The 18,849-nt window shown below is 65.0% G+C and carries 14 protein-coding genes and 2 pseudogenes; 8 read left to right on the top strand and 8 right to left on the bottom strand.

What is annotated here, in order from left to right; all coding sequences use genetic code 11:
- Positions 1-158 precede the first annotated feature (158 nt).
- Entirely contained in the window at positions 159-3,284 is a 3,126-nt protein-coding gene (locus tag MTR66_RS20245; RefSeq protein WP_243924363.1) for an efflux RND transporter permease subunit, read from the bottom strand.
- Positions 3,285-3,288: 4 nt separating this feature from the next.
- Positions 3,289-4,413: an efflux RND transporter periplasmic adaptor subunit gene (locus tag MTR66_RS20240; protein WP_243924361.1), complete on the bottom strand. Its 1,125-nt coding sequence runs from the start codon at positions 4,411-4,413 to the stop codon at positions 3,289-3,291.
- Between the two features lie 115 nt (positions 4,414-4,528).
- On the opposite strand from MTR66_RS20240, the gene MTR66_RS20235 reads away from it, so the two are divergent.
- Together MTR66_RS20235 and MTR66_RS20230 are read left to right on the top strand one after the other, a co-directional pair.
- The gene (locus MTR66_RS20235) at positions 4,529-5,185 is read left to right on the top strand and encodes a response regulator (protein WP_243924359.1); all 657 of its coding nucleotides are present in this window, start codon (positions 4,529-4,531) and stop codon (positions 5,183-5,185) included.
- Entirely contained in the window at positions 5,182-6,561 is a 1,380-nt protein-coding gene (locus MTR66_RS20230; RefSeq protein ID WP_243924350.1) for a sensor histidine kinase, read from the top strand. Before MTR66_RS20235 ends, MTR66_RS20230 begins: the two co-directional genes overlap by 4 nt.
- 9 nt (positions 6,562-6,570) lie before the next feature.
- Here MTR66_RS20230 and mdoH read toward each other — a convergent pair whose 3' ends face one another.
- The 4 genes from mdoH to MTR66_RS20210 all read right to left on the bottom strand — a co-directional run bounded on the left by mdoH (position 6,571) and on the right by MTR66_RS20210 (position 12,451).
- Positions 6,571-8,406: a glucans biosynthesis glucosyltransferase MdoH gene (mdoH, locus tag MTR66_RS20225; protein ID WP_243924348.1), complete on the bottom strand. Its 1,836-nt coding sequence runs from the start codon at positions 8,404-8,406 to the stop codon at positions 6,571-6,573.
- On the bottom strand, positions 8,403-9,968 hold the full coding sequence (locus tag MTR66_RS20220; protein ID WP_243924340.1) for an OpgD/OpgG family glucan biosynthesis protein: 1,566 nt from the start codon (positions 9,966-9,968) through the stop codon (positions 8,403-8,405). Before MTR66_RS20220 ends, mdoH begins: the two co-directional genes overlap by 4 nt.
- Before the next feature lie 70 nt (positions 9,969-10,038).
- Positions 10,039-11,217, bottom strand: a complete 1,179-nt coding sequence (locus MTR66_RS20215; protein WP_243924339.1) for an efflux RND transporter periplasmic adaptor subunit — start codon at positions 11,215-11,217, stop codon at positions 10,039-10,041.
- Positions 11,210-12,451 carry a TolC family protein gene (locus tag MTR66_RS20210; protein ID WP_243924338.1) on the bottom strand — a complete coding sequence of 414 codons (1,242 nt, stop codon included), beginning with the start codon at positions 12,449-12,451 and terminating at the stop codon, positions 11,210-11,212. Before MTR66_RS20210 ends, MTR66_RS20215 begins: the two co-directional genes overlap by 8 nt.
- 246 nt (positions 12,452-12,697) lie before the next feature.
- Here MTR66_RS20210 and MTR66_RS20205 point away from each other — a divergent pair, with 246 nt between their 5' ends.
- The 6 genes and pseudogenes from MTR66_RS20205 to MTR66_RS20180 all read left to right on the top strand — a co-directional run bounded on the left by MTR66_RS20205 (position 12,698) and on the right by MTR66_RS20180 (position 17,718).
- Positions 12,698-14,788 (top strand): phosphocholine-specific phospholipase C, encoded by a 2,091-nt coding sequence (locus MTR66_RS20205; protein WP_243924336.1) that lies wholly within the window; start codon positions 12,698-12,700, stop codon positions 14,786-14,788.
- Between the two features lie 70 nt (positions 14,789-14,858).
- Positions 14,859-15,362 carry a GIY-YIG nuclease family protein gene (locus tag MTR66_RS20200; protein ID WP_243924334.1) on the top strand — a complete coding sequence of 168 codons (504 nt, stop codon included), beginning with the start codon at positions 14,859-14,861 and terminating at the stop codon, positions 15,360-15,362.
- A 9-nt stretch (positions 15,363-15,371) separates the two neighbouring features.
- Positions 15,372-15,572: pseudogene (locus MTR66_RS20195) on the top strand (transposase); the annotation flags it as partial.
- Between the two features lie 248 nt (positions 15,573-15,820).
- Positions 15,821-16,825 (top strand): M48 family metallopeptidase, encoded by a 1,005-nt coding sequence (locus MTR66_RS20190; protein WP_243924332.1) that lies wholly within the window; start codon positions 15,821-15,823, stop codon positions 16,823-16,825.
- 128 nt (positions 16,826-16,953) lie between these two features.
- A complete protein-coding gene (gene tnpA / locus MTR66_RS20185; protein ID WP_243924331.1) occupies positions 16,954-17,373 on the top strand; it encodes an IS200/IS605 family transposase in 420 nt (139 codons plus the stop codon).
- Positions 17,374-17,496: 123 nt separating this feature from the next.
- Complete coding sequence (locus MTR66_RS20180) at positions 17,497-17,718, top strand: hypothetical protein (RefSeq protein WP_243924330.1); 222 nt, start codon at positions 17,497-17,499, stop codon at positions 17,716-17,718.
- A 318-nt stretch (positions 17,719-18,036) separates the two neighbouring features.
- Here MTR66_RS20180 and MTR66_RS20175 read toward each other — a convergent pair whose 3' ends face one another.
- Both MTR66_RS20175 and MTR66_RS20170 read right to left on the bottom strand, forming a co-directional pair.
- Entirely contained in the window at positions 18,037-18,510 is a 474-nt protein-coding gene (locus MTR66_RS20175) for a lasso peptide biosynthesis B2 protein (protein ID WP_243924329.1), read from the bottom strand.
- 133 nt (positions 18,511-18,643) lie between these two features.
- Positions 18,644-18,849: pseudogene (locus tag MTR66_RS20170) on the bottom strand (hypothetical protein); the annotation flags it as partial.

Genomic DNA, 18,849 nt, shown 5'->3' with positions numbered 1-18,849 from the left:
GGGCGCGCGCGGCGCCGGTGCGCGCCCGCGCAGCCTGCACCGAAGGATGCGCGTCGAGCGCGGCGGTCACGTCGGCCGTATCGGGAAGGCCCGGCTCCGCTTCGGCATGAAGCGGGGTGGAAAGGGCTCCGATCAGGGCCGCACCGGCCAGCAGCAGCTTACGCATCGGCCGTCTCCCCGTTCGATTGCGGATGGTTTCGGTCTCCCGCTTCGCGTTCCGCGCGGCCTTCCCCGAAACGTTCGTAAAGCATGGGCAGCAGGATCAGCGTCAGCAGCGTGGAGGAGACGAGCCCGCCGATCACCACGACCGCGAGCGGTTTCTGGATTTCCGAGCCCGGCCCGCTGGCGAAAAGCAGCGGGACAAGGCCGAAGGCGGCGATGGTCGCGGTCATCAGCACCGGCCGCAGCCGCCGTTCGGCTCCGCGCCGCACCGCTTCGGACAAGGGCACGCCCTCTTCGCGAAGCTGGCGGAAGTAGCTCACCATGACGAGGCCGTTGAGCACCGCGATACCCAGCAGGGCGATAAACCCGACCGAGGCAGGCACCGAAAGGTATTCGCCTGAAACCGCCAGCGAAATCATCCCGCCCACCAGCGCGAAGGGGATCATCGCGAGGATCAGCAGCGAGGCGCGCAGCGAGCTGAGCGTCGCGTATAGCACCACGAAGATCATCAGCAGCGAGATCGGCAGCACCACCATCAGCCGGGCCGAGGCGCGCTGCTGGTTTTCGAACTGGCCGCCCCAGACGATGCGGTAGCCCGACGGCAGCTTCACGTGGGCGGCGATGTCGGCCTTGGCTTCCTCGACATAACCCACGAGATCGCGCCCCGAAACGAAAGCCTGCACCAGCGCGTAGCGCGAGCCGTTCTCGTGCTCCAGCTTCACCGGGCCTTCGACGCGCTCCACACTGGCAACGTCGCTGGCGCGCACGAGCTGGCCACTGGGCGAGCGGTAAAGTGTATCGGCGAAGGCCTGCGGCGTCAGCGCTTGTCCTTCGCCGCGAATGACGATGGGCACCCGGCGGATACCTTCGGCCACTACGCCCGCGCGCACGCCCTCGACTTGCGCGCGCATCGCGTCCTGCAATTCGTTGACGGGCATCCCGGCGCGCCCGGCGGCGACACGGTCGATATCGAGCTGGAGGTAATCGACGCGGTCGTCCGCGACGGTCATCGCCTCGCTAGTGCCCTTGATACCTTGCAGGCGGCCCTGAATCCGGGAGGCGATGCTGGACAGTTCCTTGAGGTCCGGCCCGAAGATCTTTATCGCCAGATCGCCGCGCGCGCCGGTGAGCATTTCGGAAATGCGCATCTCGATCGGCTGGGTGAAGCTGGGCTCGATGCCCGGCAGGTTGACAAGCGCCTTGCGCAGCTGTTCGACGAGCCAGCCCTTATCCGCCACGCGCCATTCCTCGCGCGGTTTTAGTTTCAGGAAGGTGTCGGTCTCGTTGAGGCCCATGGGATCGAGCCCCAGTTCGTCCGAGCCGACGCGGGCGACCACTTCCTCCACTTCGGGCACGTGCGAGAGGATCGCGCGCTGGACCTTGAGATCGCCCTCGACACTGTGGTCGAGCGAGATCGAAGGCAGCTTGGTGAGCTGCACGATCACCGAACCTTCGTCCATCGTCGGCAGAAAGGTCTTGCCGGTCACCGAATAGGCGAAGACCGTGACCAGCAGCGACAGTCCGGCCACGCCGTAAACCGCTTTGCGGTTGGCGAAGGCCGCCGCCAGCAGCGCGTGGTAGCGCGGGCCGATCTGGCGCATCAGCCAGGGTTCGTGATGGCTTTCATCCGCTTTCACTTTCAGCACGAAGTAAGCCATCACCGGCACCAGCGTCAGCGAGAGCACCAGCGCCGAGAGCAGTGCGAGCACGATCGTTAGCGCCACTGGAGCGAACAGCTTGCCTTCCAGCCCCTGCAGCGTCAGCAGCGGCAGGAACACCAGCGCGATGATCGCCATGCCCGAAGCCACCGGCTTCGACACTTCGGCGGCGGCGACAATGACGTTGTGCAGCTTGCCTCCGCGCGCGTGTTTGGGATCGGAGAGCCGCTCCACCACGTTCTCGACCACCACGACCGCGCCATCGACCAGCATACCCACGGCGATGGCAAGGCCGCCCAGGCTCATCAGGTTGGCGGTCAGGCCGATCGAGCGCATGAAGATGAACGTCAGCAGCGCCGCCATCGGCAGGGCGAGCGCGACGATCACCGAAGCGCGCACATCGCCGAGGAACAGCAGCAGCAGGACGACGACGAGCAGCGTCGCTTCGATCAGGGCTTCCTCGACCGTGCCGACGGCGCGTCCGATCAGGTCCGAACGGTCATAGAATACCGAGATGCTCATGCCCTTGGGCAGGCTGGTCTGCAGTTCGGCAAGGCGTTCCTTCACGCCGTTCACCACTTGCGCCGCATCCGCGCCGCGCAACCCGATCACAAGGCCCTCGACCGCCTCGCCCTTGCCGTCCTTGGTGACGGCGCCGTAGCGGGTGAGGCTGCCGGTGCGGACATCGGCCACATCGCCCACGCGCACGATCTTGCCCCCGGTGCTGCGCACCACGACGGCGGAGAGATCGTCGAGCGTGTGGATCGCCCCGGTGGCGCGCACGATTAGCGCTTCCTCGCCTGAGACGAGGCGGCCCGCGCCATCGTTGCGGTTGGAGGCTTCAATGGCTGCGGCGAGATCGGAGACGGTGAGATCGGCGGCGGCCAGCGCCGAGGCATCGGGCACCACTTCGAAAGTCTCGGCGTAGCCGCCCAGTGCGTTCACATCTGCCACGCCGGGCACCGTGCGCAGGGCCGGGCGAATCACCCAGTCGAGTGTGCGGCGTTTTTCGGCGAGGCTCTGCGGCCCCTCGATCGTAAACATGTACATGTCTGACAGCGGCGTGGAGATCGGCGCCATGCCGCCGCTGACGCTGGCGGGAAGGTCTCCCATCACGCCGTTCAGCCGCTCCGAAACCTGGGTGCGGGCCCAGTAGATGTCGGTGCCGTCGGCAAAGTCGATGGTCACATCGGCAATCGCGTACTTGGCCACCGAGCGCAGCGTCGCCTGATGGGGAATGCCCAGCATTTCCATCTCGATCGGTGCGATCACGCGGCTTTCGACTTCCTCCGGCGTCATGCCCGGCGCCTTGAGGATGATCTTTACCTGCGTGGAGCTGATGTCCGGAAAGGCATCGATAGGCAGGCGCAGGAAGGCCCATGCGCCCAGCCCCGCAAGGCCCAGCGCCAGACCCAGGACGGCAAGGCGCCAGGCCAGCGCGCGTTCGACAAGCTTGCGCAGCATGGGCTTACTGCTCCGCCAGCAGGGATTTGAGTTCGGCAATGCCGCTGACTGCAACCGGTTCGCCCGCCTTCAACCCGGAGGTCAGGATCGCCTTTCCCCCGGCATTGGCAACCACGGAGACCGCGCGCCGCACGAAACGCCCGCGCTCCTGCACGAAGACCACATCGTCCTCGCCCATGCGGGTGACGGCCTGCGAGGGCACGGAGACGCCTGCCTGCGCCTTGCCGGACAGGCCGCTGACAATCGCCATCACGCCGCGCCCGGGAACCAGTCCATCGGTGGAATCGAGGCGCGCCTTGGCGGCGATGGAACGCGTTGCGGGATCGAGCGACGCGCCGACAGACACGATCCGGCCGCCGACCGAAGCCCCGCCCGAAGCGGGAACCGACACGCGCATCCCCGGATGCACTTGCCCGGCCAGCCGCTCCGGCAATTGCAAGTCGAGCGTGAGCGCGGCGGTATTCTCGATCACGAAAGGCGCCATCTCGCCGCCCACCGGCCCGCCCGTCTCGATCGAGACGGTCGCCACCCGGCCACTGATCGGCGCCCGCAAGGTCACAGTGCCATCACTGCCCGCGCCCGCCAGCGAGAGCAGGCGGCGGTTTTCGGCCACCGTCGCTTCGGAGCGGCGTAGCGTGGCTGCGGCTTCGTCCGCCCGGGCCCCGGCCACGATACCGTCGCGCGCCAGCGTTTCCAGCCGCTTGGCGCGGGCGCGGTCGACGGCGAGGTCAGCCTGCGCGCGGGAGAGATCGGCGCTGAACTGCACCGGCTCCGCGGCATGGACGATCGCCAGCGGCTGGCCGCGCCGGACTTGCTGCCCTTGCAGCACCATGACTTGCCGGACCGTTCCGCTGAACGGTGTCGTTACCGCCACTTTCGCCTCCGGCGGCAGAGAGACTTGCCCCGGGACCGTACCAAGCGGCACGGCATCGGCCTGCACCGCTGCCTGCGTGCGAATGCCCAGCTTGCGCACCTGTTCGGCGCTCAGCGCGCCGGGATCGCCTGTGGGCGTCTCGGCGGCGTCCTGCGGCGCGGCATCGGGCTTGAAAGCATAGTAGGCCCCGCCCGCGACAGCGAGCAGGGCAGCGGCGGCACCGGCTATGAGGGGGGCGATAAGGGGCTTGTTCATGCACGGGGAGATGGTCCCCCAAGCTGACAGGACCCTGTCAGTTTCGGTTTCTATTGACAGCTTTCAGCGTCGCCGCCGATGACGCCCTATGTAACGAAGCAGAGAGGATAAGGCCTTGCGGCTGCTGCTTGTGGAAGACGACGAACAACTGGCCGCGCGCCTGTCAGACCGCCTGCGCGGCGCGGACTTCGCGGTCGATGTCGCCCGCAGCCGCGAGGAAGGCGAGGCCTGGCCGGACATGGACAAGATGGCCGCCGTCGTGCTCGATCTGGGCTTGCCCGACGGCACCGGCATGGACCTGCTCAAGTACTGGCGCCAGCGCAAGGTCGATTGCCCGATCCTGATCCTCACCGCGCGCGGAAGCTGGCAGGACAAGGTCGAAGGCCTCAATGCCGGGGCGGACGATTTCGTGGTCAAGCCGGTGCGTTTCGAGGAACTGCTGGCCCGGCTCCACGCGCTGCTGCGCCGTCAGTCCGGCCATCGCGATACCTGGATCGAGGAAGCGGGCATCCGGCTCGATCCGGTCGCGCGCGATGTGCAGTGCGATGGCGAACCGCTGGCGCTCAGCAAGCAGGAATTCCGCCTGCTCAACCTGTTCATCCGCCGTCCAGGGCAGATCCTCTCGCAGGCTGATATCGGCGAGCATCTCTACGATCTGGACAGCCACCGCGATCTCAATGCCGTGGAAGTGCTGGTGTCCCGCCTGCGCCGCAAGATCGGGGCCGAGCGTATCCGCACCGTGCGCGGGCTCGGCTACAGGTTCGGCAAATGACGGCCGTTTCCGGAGAGCAGAATCGCCGCTGGCACTGGCGCTCGCTGCGTGTCCGCATTCTGCTGGCAACGCTGCTGTGGGTCGCGCTCGGCATTGGCGGCATCTGGTATTCGGCAACGCGCCTGTTCGCCAAGCACGTGGAAGCCAGCTATCACGACGAACTGAAAGTCCATATCAAGGAACTGGCAGGCCTTGTGAAAGTGGAGCCGGACGGGACGTTGCGGATGGACCGTCCTTTGTCGGACCCGCGCTATCTGGTGCCGCTATCCGGCTTCTATTGGCAGGTAAGCCTGGAGGGGCACGAGACGATTCGCTCTGCCTCGATGACGCGCGGATCGCTGGATGAAAGCGTCGCGCATGACAGTACCATTCACCACCATGTCGAAAAAGGGCCGAGCGGGCCGACGATTACCTATGGTTTCATCCGCGATGTGCCGGGGGCGGGCGAAGTCCACTATGTGATCGCGACCGACGAGCGGCTTCTTGACGAGACCATTGCCAGTTTCACCCGCGAATTGACGGTATGGCTGATCGCGCTGGCCTGTGCGCTGGTGGCGACGGGCTTTCTCGTCGTGACGTTCGGCCTGCGCCCGCTGGACCGCCTTGCCAGCGCGACCGCGCGGTTGCGGGCCGGGACTGCGCGCGAACTGGAGGGCGATTACCCTACGGAAATCGCGCCGCTGGTGGCCGATCTCAACGCCTTTATCGACCGCAGCCGCGAAACCGTGGCCCGCGCGCGCGTGGAGGCGGGCAATCTTGCCCACGCCCTGCGCACGCCGCTGGCCGTGATTACCGACGAGGCGGAGCGGCTTGCCCAGACCGAACGGACCTCCCGCTCCGCGCAGACGCTGCTCGAACAGAGCCAGATCATGGTTCAGCAGATCGAATACCAGTTGGCCCGCGCGCGTTCGGGGGCCAGTGCCCGCAGCCCGGGCATGGCCAGCCGGATCGAAGAGGTTCTGCCGCCGATCCTCTCCGCGATGCACCGTTTGCATGCGGGAAAGACCTTTGCCGTGCACCAGCCCGAGGGGCTGGACACGGCGGTGCCGGTGGACCCGGTGGACTTGTCTGAACTTCTCGCGATTCTCCTCGACAATGCGGGAAAGTGGGGGCGCAGTGAGGTTTCGATCGGGATGGAGGAGGCCCCGGAGGGATTGCTGGTGCGCATAGCCGACGACGGGCCGGGGCTCGCCGCGGAGCAGGCGGCGGAGGCCTTTCGTATCGGCACGCGCTTCGATCCCGGCATTCCCGGGTCCGGGCTGGGGCTGGCCATCGCAAAGGACATTGCCGTGGCCTATGGCATGACTATCGAGCTTTGCCCGCGCGGCGATGGGCGGAGCGGTCTGGAAGTCCGTCTCACCATCAGCCGCGCCTGAGGGAGCGGATCACATGGGCGATGCGGCGCTTCGCGGGGCCGTGCTTTCGTCTTCCGGCGGGACGGCCGTCTCGATTTCGGGCTCCGGCACCTGGAACAGGCGAGCGGGGGATGCTGCCCCGGCAGGTCCGGCGCGGGACGTCATGCTGACGAACCAGGGGGATAGCAGCAGGCCAAGCGTCAGCGGCGACAGCCAGAGTGCCAGCACCGGATCGAATGCCGCGGTTGCCGCGAAGAGCAGCCCGAGGCCGAGGTGCTCGCGCATGTCGGGAATGGCCTCGCGCACGGTAATGCGGCGGCCTTCGCGCGTCTGCGTGGCCCAGTTCGTCGAGATGCCGAGCAGCATGCCGGCCAGGGCCTTGGTCTGCGCCAGCATTGCGACAGGGGCGAAGAGGATAGCCAGCGGGACGTCGGCCGCGACCGAGCGCAGGACGGCCAGCGTGCCGCCGAAGCTGCGGCGGCGCACGCGGCTGGAGAGGAGCCAGACAAGGCCCATCAGCTTGGGGCCGAACAGCAGCAGCACGGTTAGCCATAGCACGCTGGGCGGGGCAGCGCTCACCAGCCCTTCGCTTGCGCCTCCGGCAGCCTGGGCGATGGCCACGATCAGCAGCAAGAGCCAGCCGGGCGAGGTCAGATAGGCGGAGGCGCCGATCAGCAGGTGCAGGCGGCTGGTCCAGTGCAGGCCGGATACGCCCAGCAGGCGCAAGTGTTGCAGATTGCCCTGCATCCAGCGCCGGTCGCGAATGGCATGATCGACCACGGTGGGCGGATATTCTTCGTAGCTGCCGCCGATCATCACCATATGCACGGCCCAGCCCCGCCGGCGCAGCAGCGCGGATTCCAGCATGTCGTGGCTGAGAACATGGCCGCCGAACGGGGCCTTGCCGGGCAGTTCGGGCAGCCCGCAGCTTTCGGCGAAAGCGCGGGTGCGCACGATCGCGTTATGGCCCCAGAAGTTCGCTTCCGAGCCCGACCACCATAGCAGGCCTGCCGAAGCGATCGGACCGTAGGCTTCGCTGGCGAAACGCATCCAGCGCTGGAACAGCGTGCGGGCATTGACGATCATCGGCACGGTTTGCAGCAGGCCGATGGAGGGGCGCTCTTCCATGATCGCCGCCATGCCCACGATCGCGTCCCCGCTCATGATCGAGTCCGCGTCCAGCACGAGCATGCACTCGTAGGCCCCGCCAAAGCGGCGGACCCATTCCGCGATGTTCCCGGGCTTGCGCGCGGTGTTCTTTTCGCGGCGCCGGTAATAGACCGGGATCGGTGCTTCGGCGGCCACCTCGCGCCAGGCTGCCAGTTCGCGCTTGCCTTGAAATGCGTTGGAATCGCTGAGCACGAAGAAATCGATCCAGTCGCCGCCGCCTGCGGCATGGATGGACCGGGCCATCGCGCGCACCCGCCCGAATGTGGCTTCCACGCTTTCGTTATAGACCGGCATGAGCACGGCGGTGCGGTGGCGCAGCGCCGCTGCCGGGCTGGGAATGGCCGAAAAACCGGGGTGCTCGCCGCTGATGAGCTTGAGGAAGCCGATGGTGGAATTGACGAAACCAAAGGCGATCCAGCTGAACAGCGGCACGAAGAACAGCAGCAACGCCACTTCGAACGGATCGAGCCCGTCGCGCGAGAAGGTGAAGCGCAGCTCGCTCGACGCGGCAAGGCCGATGACGGCGGTCAGCGCGATCAGCAGCAGCCGCTTCACCAGCATGCCGTGCGGCTGGGTGATGACTTCGATGGAGCCCGGAGCGCTGCCGTGAAGCCGCTGGATGGGCATCTCCAGGGGCGCTTCAGCGGGAAGCTGGGACAAGGGCTTGGTGCGGGGTGTGGCGTGGGGGCTGGTCATGGCTTGATCATCTTGATGACGGTTTCGCTGAGCGCGGAGTCTCCGCGCTTGAGGTAGAGGCGGAATTCTGGGCGCGGGGCAGTGGTAGTGCGCACGTCGAGCATGACCCGCCAGCGCGCGTCCATCCCTGCGACGGGATAGGCGGCCGAGGCCAGAACGGCTTCCGCGGGCAAGTCCGTTGCCGCTTCGATCCCGGCCTTGCGCCCCAGTCCTGCCAGGACCGGGCCGGCAAAGTCGAAGACATATTTGTGCGCGCCTGGCACGGGGGGCTCGCCGGGCCTGCCCGCCGGGCCTTCGAACATGTCGACGCAGCGGGCATTGGCGCCTTCGGACAGATCGCGCGAAGTCCAGTTCAGGCGGTAGGCGAAATCGCGCTGCCCGCCCCGCCGGGCGGGCGCATCGCTGGTCCAGAAGGCGACGATGTTGTCCTGCGTTTCGCCATCGGTGGGCATTTCGTAGAGCATGACACTGCCGGGGCCCCAGTCGCCGGAAGGGGTGGCCCAGAGCGAAGGGCGCCGGTCGTAGAAGGCGCCGTCGTCCTGATAGTGATCGAACACTTCGTCGCGCTGCATCAAGCCGAAGCCCTTGGGACTGTCCGCCTGGAACGTCGTGATGCGCGCGGCGGACGGGTTCTCCAGCGGGCGCCATATGCGCTCACCGGTGCCGGACCAGATCGCCAGCCCGTCGGAATCGTGGATTTCCGGGCGCCAGTCGGCGCGGCGGTTGTGCTGATCGTACCAGAACATGCTGGTGGCGGGGGCCAGGCCCAGCCGTGCGATATCGCGGCGGAAGAACAGGCTGGCCTGGACATCCTGCTGTACGCCTGCGGCACTCTTGCGGCAGTCAAAGGCATAGGCGCCGGTCAGGCTCGGCCCGTCGAGCAGGGCGTGGATGCGGATATGGCCAGGGCCGAGCGGTTCCAGCCAGAAGGCCGTAAAGGCGGGGAACTCCTCCGGTTCATCCGTGCCCGTGCCAACTGCGATGCCGCGTGCCGACAGCCCGTACTGGCCGAGCGAACCGGAAGTGCGGAAATAGGAGGCGCCGAGATAGGCGAGCCAGTCGCTCGCAAGGCCTTCGTCCATGACACGCAGCCCCGCCGGATCGGCCTGCTTGCCGCTTGTGAACAGCCCTGTGGTATCCAGCAGCCTGCGCGCCCGGCCGTCTGCCACGAGATGGATGGCAACGGCGTGTTCGGCAATGCGCCGCGCGGCAGGGAACAGGCGGATCGAACCGTCGAGCGCTTCTGCGGGGCCATAAGTCAGCTTTCCGAACGCATCGAAATCCGGCGCAAGATGGGGAGGCGGTTCCGGGGCTGCATAAGGAGCGGCGGCAAGACGGCGAGCCTGCTGGACCAAGCCGTGCCATGAAAACGGCTGCGGCGTCCCGAAACGGGGGCTTGCGGCTTTGAGCGGGGCGGGAAGGGCGGCAAGGCCAAACCCTGCTGCAAGAAGTGTGGCCGCTTCCCTGCGTGTCAGTGTCCCGGGGAACCCGGGCACGGTGCCGGAGGGCGTTGCGGGGCTGGCCGTCTGCGATGGGGCAAGGGGATCGGGTATCGCTGTCATCCTTGGAATTGCTTCCACCAATGCAAGCTCAGACGCCCGGGGCGGCAAAAGGTTGCGCCGCCGGGCAGTTTCAATCCCGATTTTGTGATGCGCCGCGCATGCCGATGATAACCTGATCGCCGGGTTTGACGGCGCCGGAAAAGATTTCCGTCCGGCTGCCGTCGCTGCCTCCGGCCGTCACGTAGACGCGTTGCGGTGTGCCGCCTTCCCCAAGGAGATAGACTTGCGCGCGGGACCGGTCAGCCGGGGCGTCGGGTGCGAATTGCAGTGCGGCATCGGGCACGAGCAATGCGTTGTGCCGTTCGGGAAGGGCGATCTCCAGTACCGCTTCCATGCCGGGATGGAGATCCTCCCCCGGGGTTTCCAGCACGAAGACCGCATGGGCACCATCGCCGTCCCTGCTGATCCGGGACAGTTTTGCGTGCCATGTGCGTTCGGGCAGGCTGTCGAACCGTACCGTGGCCTGGGTGCCGGGCTTCAGCCGGGCAGGCTCGCCGTTGGCCCATGGGACGGTAATCGCCAGACTGTCATTGTCGGGCGTGAGCCTGAACAGCAGGGAGCCTTCGCGGACCTGCTGCCCTGCCTGGACAACCGGCGCTTCCAGAAAACCGGCGAACGGGGCACGGATCGTGGTGCCGTCCATTTGCTTGCGGCGGGCCGCGAGTTTCAGCCGCGCGGCTTGGAGCCTTTCCTGTGCGGCTTGCTGTTCCTGTGCGGCGCGCGCGGCTTCGGCGCGCGCCGAAGCCAGTTCGTTGCGCGAGGGCACGCGCCCTTCCGATTTGGCCCAGACCCTTTCGAAGCGGGCGAGCTGTTCGGATTTCTGAGCCGCGACAGCCTGCATCGCCTTGAGGTCGGCCTGGGCGGCTTCGAGACTGGCCTTGTCCGCTTCCAGCAACTGCTTCAGCGCCCCGGCGTCGATACGGGCCAGTTCCTGTCCGCGTTCGACATGTCCGGCAGAGGCCACGGCCAGCTGGGCAATGGTTCCGTCTGCACGCGAACGGATCGTCAATTCCCGGCTGCCGCGAACAACGCCGCGTTCGGAAACCTGGGGTGTCAGATCCCCGGCCTCGGCAGGGGCGAAATAGTATGGGCTCTCCACCCCGGTAAGGAAGCGCATCGCCAGAAAGACGGCGGCCAGCAAGGCTATGGCCAGCAGGACGATCCCGGCGATGTGACGGCGCCTGCGTTTCGGATGGGCGCCCAGAAAGGCATCAAGCGGCGAAGGACCGGAACCGCTGTCTTCATTCACACACGAGTACCTCGTTGGGATCCTGCGGCGGCACGTCCGGCGCGAGATCTGCGTTTTCCCAGCCGCCGCCGAGCCCGGTCCACAAGCGGATCGTGGCCTTGGCCACGTCGGCCCGCGCAGTGACGCGGGCTTCCGCAAGGGCGAGCGCAGCGGCTTCCGCTACGAAAAGCGTGGCGAAGCCTTCGGTTCCGTTGCGGTAAGCCAGGCGCGCATCTTCGGCGGTGTTGCGCGCCTGCGCGGCCTTTTGCGCGAGGCTGCTTTCACGCGCCGTGGCCGAGGCAAGGGCGTCGCGCAGCCGGGCGGCATCGCCTTCCGCCTGATCCTTTGCCTTGTGAAGCGTCGTGCGGGCCTGCTGCGCAAATTCATCCGCCGCGGATTCAGCGGCATCGCCTTCCGCATCGAGCAGGGCGGCCGGAAGCCCCTTGCGGATCAGTTGCGCGGCAAGCTGCTGCCGCAAGGCTCGCAGGTCCGCGCGGCGTCCGGGATCGAAAGTGTCTGCCGGAACTGGCTGAGCGGCGATGTCCGGCACCTGGCCGTTCTGGCCCAGCAGTTGTTCCAGCGCCTTGCCGTCCATGCCCGTGCTTTCGGCGAGAGCGGCCCGGGCCTTGGCATAGCGGGTGCGCAAGGCGTCGAGTTCGCTTGTGGTTACGGCCTGCAGCGAACCGGCAAGGCCGGTGTCGATCCCCGGAACAAGCCCCGCCTCGCGGCGGAAGGCCGCGATTTCGGCATTGTCGTTGAACTGCGATTGCAGGGTCTCGCGCAGAGCCAGCACTTCCTGGAGGCGGCGCGCTTCGATGTATTCGGAAGCGATCTTCGCAGCCAGTGCCGCGCGATGACCGGCATGGCGGTAAGCGCGGGCGAGGCGAAGGGTGCTGTCCGCCTCGCCGTCCTTGGTATCGAAGAGGCGCTTGATCTGGATGTCGATACGTCCGGCACGGGCTTCGGCGCGCGTTGCCGCTTTCTGCAATGCCAGAGCTTCGCACTGCATGGACTGGTTGCCGGCCAGCCCTTGCTCGACGAGTTGAGAGAGCACGGGATCGCCTGCATTCCGCCACCAGTGGCCAGGCACGGCGCTGTCTGCCTGTGCGGGCAGGGCAGGGGAAGCCAGGGGCGTTCCGGTGTCCGGGCGGCCGTGGGTGCAGCCTGCCGTCAACAGGACAAGGGCTGCCATTGCGGGAAAGGCCGATGCCCGAACGCGCACGGAGGGCAAGGGCTGAGTAACGAGTTCGCTCACGCCTAGGAGATAGCAACGATGGGCAGCATGGCAATCGCCTTGTGGTGGAATGTGGCGAAATGTGGCGTGAGGCCGGGCGAAAACGAAAATGCCCGCTGTGCCGTGGCGCCGATCTTACGAATGAAACACAGCCCTTCTATGAATCGCGGAGCAGCACCGTCCTTGCAGATGAAACCCTGACGGCCGGTTCTTGCTTACGGGGCGGCGTACCTGCGCTGCCCGTTCATACGAAACGGAATACGATTCATGGCCTTACCTCACGACCGCCGCAGTTTCATCCGCCACCTGATCGCGACAGGCGGCGCGGCGGCGGGGTTCATGCCGTCGATTGCACGGGCGCTGGAAATTCCGGCCAGCCGCCGCACCGGCACGATTCAGGACGTGGAACATGTGGTGATCCTTACGCAGGAAAACCGGGCCTTCGACCACTACTTCGGCACGCTGCGCGGGGTCCAGGGCTATGGCGACCGGTTCACCATTCCGGCCCCGCCGCTGGCGCAGGCGCCGCGCCGCACGGTTCTGGTCCAGCCCAACGAGCATGATGGGCAAAGCCCGGAGCTGATCGCCCCGTTCCGGCTCGACACGCAGGCTGATTTCCGGCTCTACCGGCCGCTCGGCACACCGCATGGTTTCCCCGACAGTCAGGCCGCGTGGGACAACGGGCGCATGGGCGAATGGCCGCGCCACAAGCACAACCATGCCATGGCCCATTTCACGCGTGAGGATCTGCCGTTCCAGTATGCGCTAGCCGAGGCTTTCACCTTGTGCGATGCCTATCATTGCGCGCTGCACCTTTCGACCAATCCCAACCGGCTCTACATCTGGACCGGCACGCACGATCCGCAGGCAAAGGCAGGCGGCCCGGCGATCGACAATGGCTACGACGAGCTGGATGCCGATCCGCGCGGAAGCGGCGGCTATAGCTGGACGACTTATCCCGAACGGCTGATGGCGGCCGGGATCGGCTTCCAGATCTATCAGGACATGGCCGATAACTTCAGCGACAACCCGCTGGTGGGGTTCCAGCGCTACAGGGCGGCTGACAAGGCCAGCGATGGCGCACTGGCCGGTCTCGCGTCCCGGACGATCCGCACCCGCGATCTCGATATGCTGAAACACGATGTCGAGGAAAAGCGCCTGCCGCCGGTATCGTGGATCGTGGGCCCCACGCACTTTTCCGAGCATCCCAGCGTGTCCACTCCGCTGGAAGGCGCCGAGTACATTGCCCGCGTGCTCGATGCGCTGACGGCTGACCCCGAAGTCTGGGCGCGCACGGTCCTGCTCGTCAATTTTGATGAGAACGATGGCTTGTTCGATCATGTGCCGCCGCCAGCGCCGCCTGCCCGTGCCCGCGGCGCCTCCACGATTCCGGCGGATGACGAATACCACGTCCATTCGCAGACGGAGGCGGATGCGCCATACCTGCACCGCCCCTACGGACTGGGTCCGCGCGTGCCGATGTATGTGATTTCACCCTGGAGCAAGGGCGGGCACGTCGCTTCCGAAGTCTTCGATCACACCAGTGTGATCCGTTTTCTGGAAACGCGCTTCGGCGTGCGCGAGCCCAATATCAGTGCCTGGCGCCGGGCCGTGTGCGGGGATCTGACGTCATGCTTCGATTTCTCGAAGACCGCCACGGACGATTTCATGGCCGCGCTGCCGCCGACGCGCGCGCTTTCCGATCGTGCGTCGGGGCTCAAGAACATTCAGCCGCCGCTGCCGGACGGCATTGTCGCTCCCGTGCAGGAAACCGGCCTGCGCCCAAGGCGGGCGACGCCGTACCGGCTCGACGCCTGGCTTCAGCGCGATGCGGCAGGAACCTCGCTGGTTTTCGCCAATGCGGGTGAGGAGCGGGCAGCCGTTTTCCATCTTTACGACATCAACGATCTGGCCGCCGATCCGGCGCGCTACACGGTGGGCGCACGCGAACGTTTGAAGGATGCCATTCCGGCGGCGCCCGAGCGTAGGGACGCTGATCTGTTTATCGTGGGCCCGAACGGGTTTCACCGCAGGCTGCAGGGGCGGGCAGACCGCTTTTCGGCGCGGATCGAGGCCAGTCATGCCGGAAAGGCCGAACTGGTGCTGGTCAATCTGACACAGGCGCCGCTGTCCGTCGCGCTGGAGGACAGCGCTTACGGCCAGCCTGCCACAGTCATTGCGCTCAAGCCGGGGGATGCCGTGCGCAAGCCGCTGGATCTCTCCGCGAGCCATGGCTGGTATGACTTGGGCCTTACCGCGCAAGGGCAGTTCTGGCGCATGGCCGGGCATGTGGAAAGCGGCAAGGCCTCGTTCTCCGATCCCGCTGCCGGAGGGACAGGGCCGCTGAGTTTGCTCTGACGCGCGCGGGTGGAATGAGCGCGGGTGGAATGACAGGCAGGACCGGTGCCGGTATGATCCGGCGATGCACATGGAAGCCATTCTCTCGGAGATACGCCAGCAGTTGCCTGCGGCACTCACTGTCGATGCCGCAACGGTCGAAACGGTATGGGGCGAGCCGGGGGCCTATGTATTGCTGATGGACCTGGAAAGCCCGGTTCGTTTCGCCCGCAAGGGCATAGCTGCAACTTCGCTTTCGGGCTGGCTTGTCTATGCGGGCAGCGCGCGTGGCCGCGGCGGTATCGGGGCCCGTCTGCGGCGGCATTTCCGCCAGGACAAGAAAGTCCATTGGCATGCCGATGAACTGACGAACACCGCCGCAAGGCTTTCCGCGCTGGCCATTCCGGAGGGCGCGGAATGCAGCATCGTGGCCCGGCTTACGGCATCGGGCCGGTTCGAAACCGCGCTGGCGGGGTTCGGCAGCAGCGATTGCCGGTGCTGCCAAGCCCATCTGCTCAGGCCTCAAGGTGCGCTCATAGAGGCGACAGGTTCGCGGTCTGATGAACGAAAACGACCTCGCGCACAAAATTACTGACAGGCCCATGCCCAGTGGATGCTGGCAGATTGAGGCTACGACGCCGAATGGTTCAGGGGCGCGCTCGAGTAGAAGGGCATCAAACCCTGCATTCCGAACCGCAAACCCCGTTCTATGCCCGTCAAATACGACAAGCGCCGGTACAGGCGGCGCAACCGTATCGAGATCATGTTCGGCCGCCTAAAGGATTCGCGATGCGTAGACGCACGCATCTTCTTCGCGGCGGATACGTTCAAGCGATCCGTCAATAAGGCCGGGGCGACCGTGAATGCGCCGATTGCACATATCCAAGGATATGCTGGAAGCTTGGATGCGAAAACAACTCCTTTCCGGCGTCGTTAGAAGAGTATCGCAATCACTCGCGGGGCGCTACATTGCCTCTCATGGACTTAGAACTTCTTCTCCTTTCACACACAGGCCGCCGTTTTGCGAATGCGAAGAGGCAATGCTACAATGCCTTGATCACACTGGTCTCCGTCTTTTCGGTTGTGCTCATTGCAAGCCAGGCTAAGGCGGCCGACAATGACACGTTTGAGGCCGTCCGGGCAGCAGACACCGCGATTGCCAGGATCGGGTACCGCCTCGCCACGACCAATGCACCGCTTTGCGACAGCCTCCAGCCGGGGCTTGGATTAGTCTTGCAAACACCGGAACAATATGGACTAGGCTTCCGCGCAGATGCTGTCCGGCACTTCCATATGGATGGGCCAGTGGGCGTGGAAGCGGTGCTTCCTGACTCTCCCGCGGCGGCGGCCGGAATCGAGGCTGACGATGTGCTGACAGTCGCCGGGCCGGTCCAGTTCAAAGTGCCCGCGCCGGATGTCCCAGCTACGACCCAAGGACTAATCCATCTCAGCGCGCAGATTGCCGCACTGCCGGCGAATGCCCCGGTCGAGATCCATGGGCGGCGAAATGGTCAGGATTACGTGCGCACCGTCACCCCGGTTCCTGCCTGTCGCACGCGCTTCGAAATGCTGATCAGCGATGGCTACACGGTGCAATCGGACGGCGAAATGGTACAGGCAAGCAGCCGTTTCTTCCAAGAATATCCCGAGGACCAGATCGCTGCACTGCTTGCGCACGAATTCGCACACAACATCCTGCACCACCGCGAGCGCATGGAAGAAATGGGCCTTTCGTTCGGCATGCTGGCGGGCTTTGGCCGGAATGTCCGGTATTTTCGTGAAACCGAACTGCAGGCGGACATTCTGTCGGTCTCGCTGCTCGCGAATGCAGGCTACGACCCTGCAGCGATCGTACGGTTCTGGCAGACATTCGGCCCCTCTCATGCAAGCAGCATTTTCCTAAGCCGGTCACACCCCTATTGGAAGGACCGCGTAGCCACGATTGAAAAGGCGATCGCCAATCTAGGCACCGCCCGTCCGAGCCGGCCCGCCGTTCTGGCCTCGCGCGAAAAGCCCCTCGACGGCGACTGGAAGGCGCTGTTGGTCAGGGCGCGCTAATTCGCAGTACCAGGCGTGGTATAAACGACCGGGGGTAACCGCCTACCATATCCAACACAGGCACCAGAATTAGGTTTTAGAGTCTCGTTTATGGGAGGAATCCCTCCGACTTCAGTCGGATGCAGGCTATGGCGTACCGCGGCGGTTGTCACACGACATTCCATCATCGCTATCATCTCGTCTGGGCGCCGAAGTACCGGTTCAAGGTACTGCATGGTGAAGTCCGGCTGCGTGTGCGGGAGATTATCCGGCAGGTCTGCGATGAGATGGGCGTCACCATCGTCAATGGCGCGCTATCCTGCGATCACGTGCATATGTTCGTCGAAATCCCGCCGCACGTTTCTGTCAGTGACTTCGTGCGCCGCGCTAAGGGACGGTCATCATGCAAAATCCAGCAGGAATTCGAGCACATCCGCAAGCGCTATTGGGGACAGCGCTTCTGGCTGCGCGGCTACTTCTCAACCACTTCCGGCAACATCACCGCTGACATCATCATGCGTTACTTGGACCGCCATACCCATAAGAATGGCTTCAGCCCCTCCGCATGATCCCACCGGCGTCAGCCGGTCAGTCATTCAGCTTTTAACTGATTCTCGACAGAAATTACACGCTCGTCTGTTGCTGGTTCGGTGGACGCCGAGATGAGGCGACTATTAGACTGGAGAATGTGAATGGGACGAAAAAAGTATAGATGCGATTTCAAAGTCGAAGCGGCGAAGATGAATCAAGCAGGAATGGCTGAGGACTTCAACGACATATGGGCTGCAGAAGGCTGCCTTTATGTCGCTGCCGCCATCGACCTGTTCCCACGCTGCGTATTAGCCCTTCGACAGGTTCACGAGGCCGATGAGTGCGACCATGATGAACCACCCAGTTTGTCACAGATGCCCTGAGTGGCTGTCTGGCGCCGGGGCAAGACCGATACCCTTGCCGCATCATTTGGATCAGGGCAGCCAATATATCAGCGGGCAGTCCCAGCGCCTGATACAAGACAATTTTTATCCAGAGTGAGTCGAGGGGGCGTCACTTGTTTGATGAGCGAGGCCTGCAAATGCTGGGATATGCTTGGAAGGCGCCGAGTGCCGTATAATCCAGACGATTCCGAGACAGAAGCGCGCTTCGATCACGTTATAAAACCGAGTAAACAGTGCGACCGGTGGAGGCCGGGCATCGGAAGGCAACTCGTATGGCTGTCCTCTTCCAAGCAGGTGTCAGACAAAGCATCCCAGTTCGGCCATACCCGGCGACACCGGGTAACCGGTTACACGCAAGCCGCCCGCATCCAGCCAGGCATGGGCACCCAACTCTTCCCCCTCGTTGCGATGGGCGCCAAAATGCATGACGCTGGCAATGCCGCGCCGCCTCAGCATTGCATGAGCTGCCATGGCTTGCTGCAGGCAAACCGCTCGAAAGGGCATCCACGGCGCCGCAGACCGCACGGCCCAGCCGATGGTCTGGATGCACTGTCTCTGCTTCGAGCTGAGCGTCTCGCTAGCCGTGACACGCACATCATCAGGCGACACAAATTCACCCAGGCGCCGGGCCAGCCGCCGGAATGGGATCATGCGCGAGGTTATACTGGCGGCAAGCAGACTGACGACCGCTTCCGCGACAAGCACCTGACGTCCTGGTCCGGCTCGCAGCAGCGTTACCACCTTCCGCCCGATCAACCACTTGCCAGCCACGGCGCACCCATCTCCTGTTGCTTCGTTCCGCTTTTAGCCGCTAATTACCGCAGGCGAAACCCCCACCCAGACTGTCTTTCGTTGAAACATTTGCCACAGATTGGGACTCGACCCGCCTGTTGATGTACTGGAAGATGCAGCCTTCCGCCGGTTTGAGCAGCCGAACGGCCATGTCGAGTGCCTGGATCGCCAGATCCTTCTTTATCCGGTTGCTGACCGCCCAGCCTATGACACGGCGGCTATGCAGGTATAGGATGACGGTGAGGTGGGGGCAGCCTTCTCGTGTCCAGACATTAGAGTTTTTCCGCTTGAGATTGAATCGGGGGGATTCCCTCTGAG

The organism is Novosphingobium beihaiense (genome assembly GCF_022832375.1).
GTDB lineage: Bacteria > Pseudomonadota > Alphaproteobacteria > Sphingomonadales > Sphingomonadaceae > Novosphingobium > Novosphingobium beihaiensis.
The sequence above is the reverse complement of the archived record's forward strand: the minus strand, read 5'-3'. Positions and strand labels throughout refer to the sequence as shown.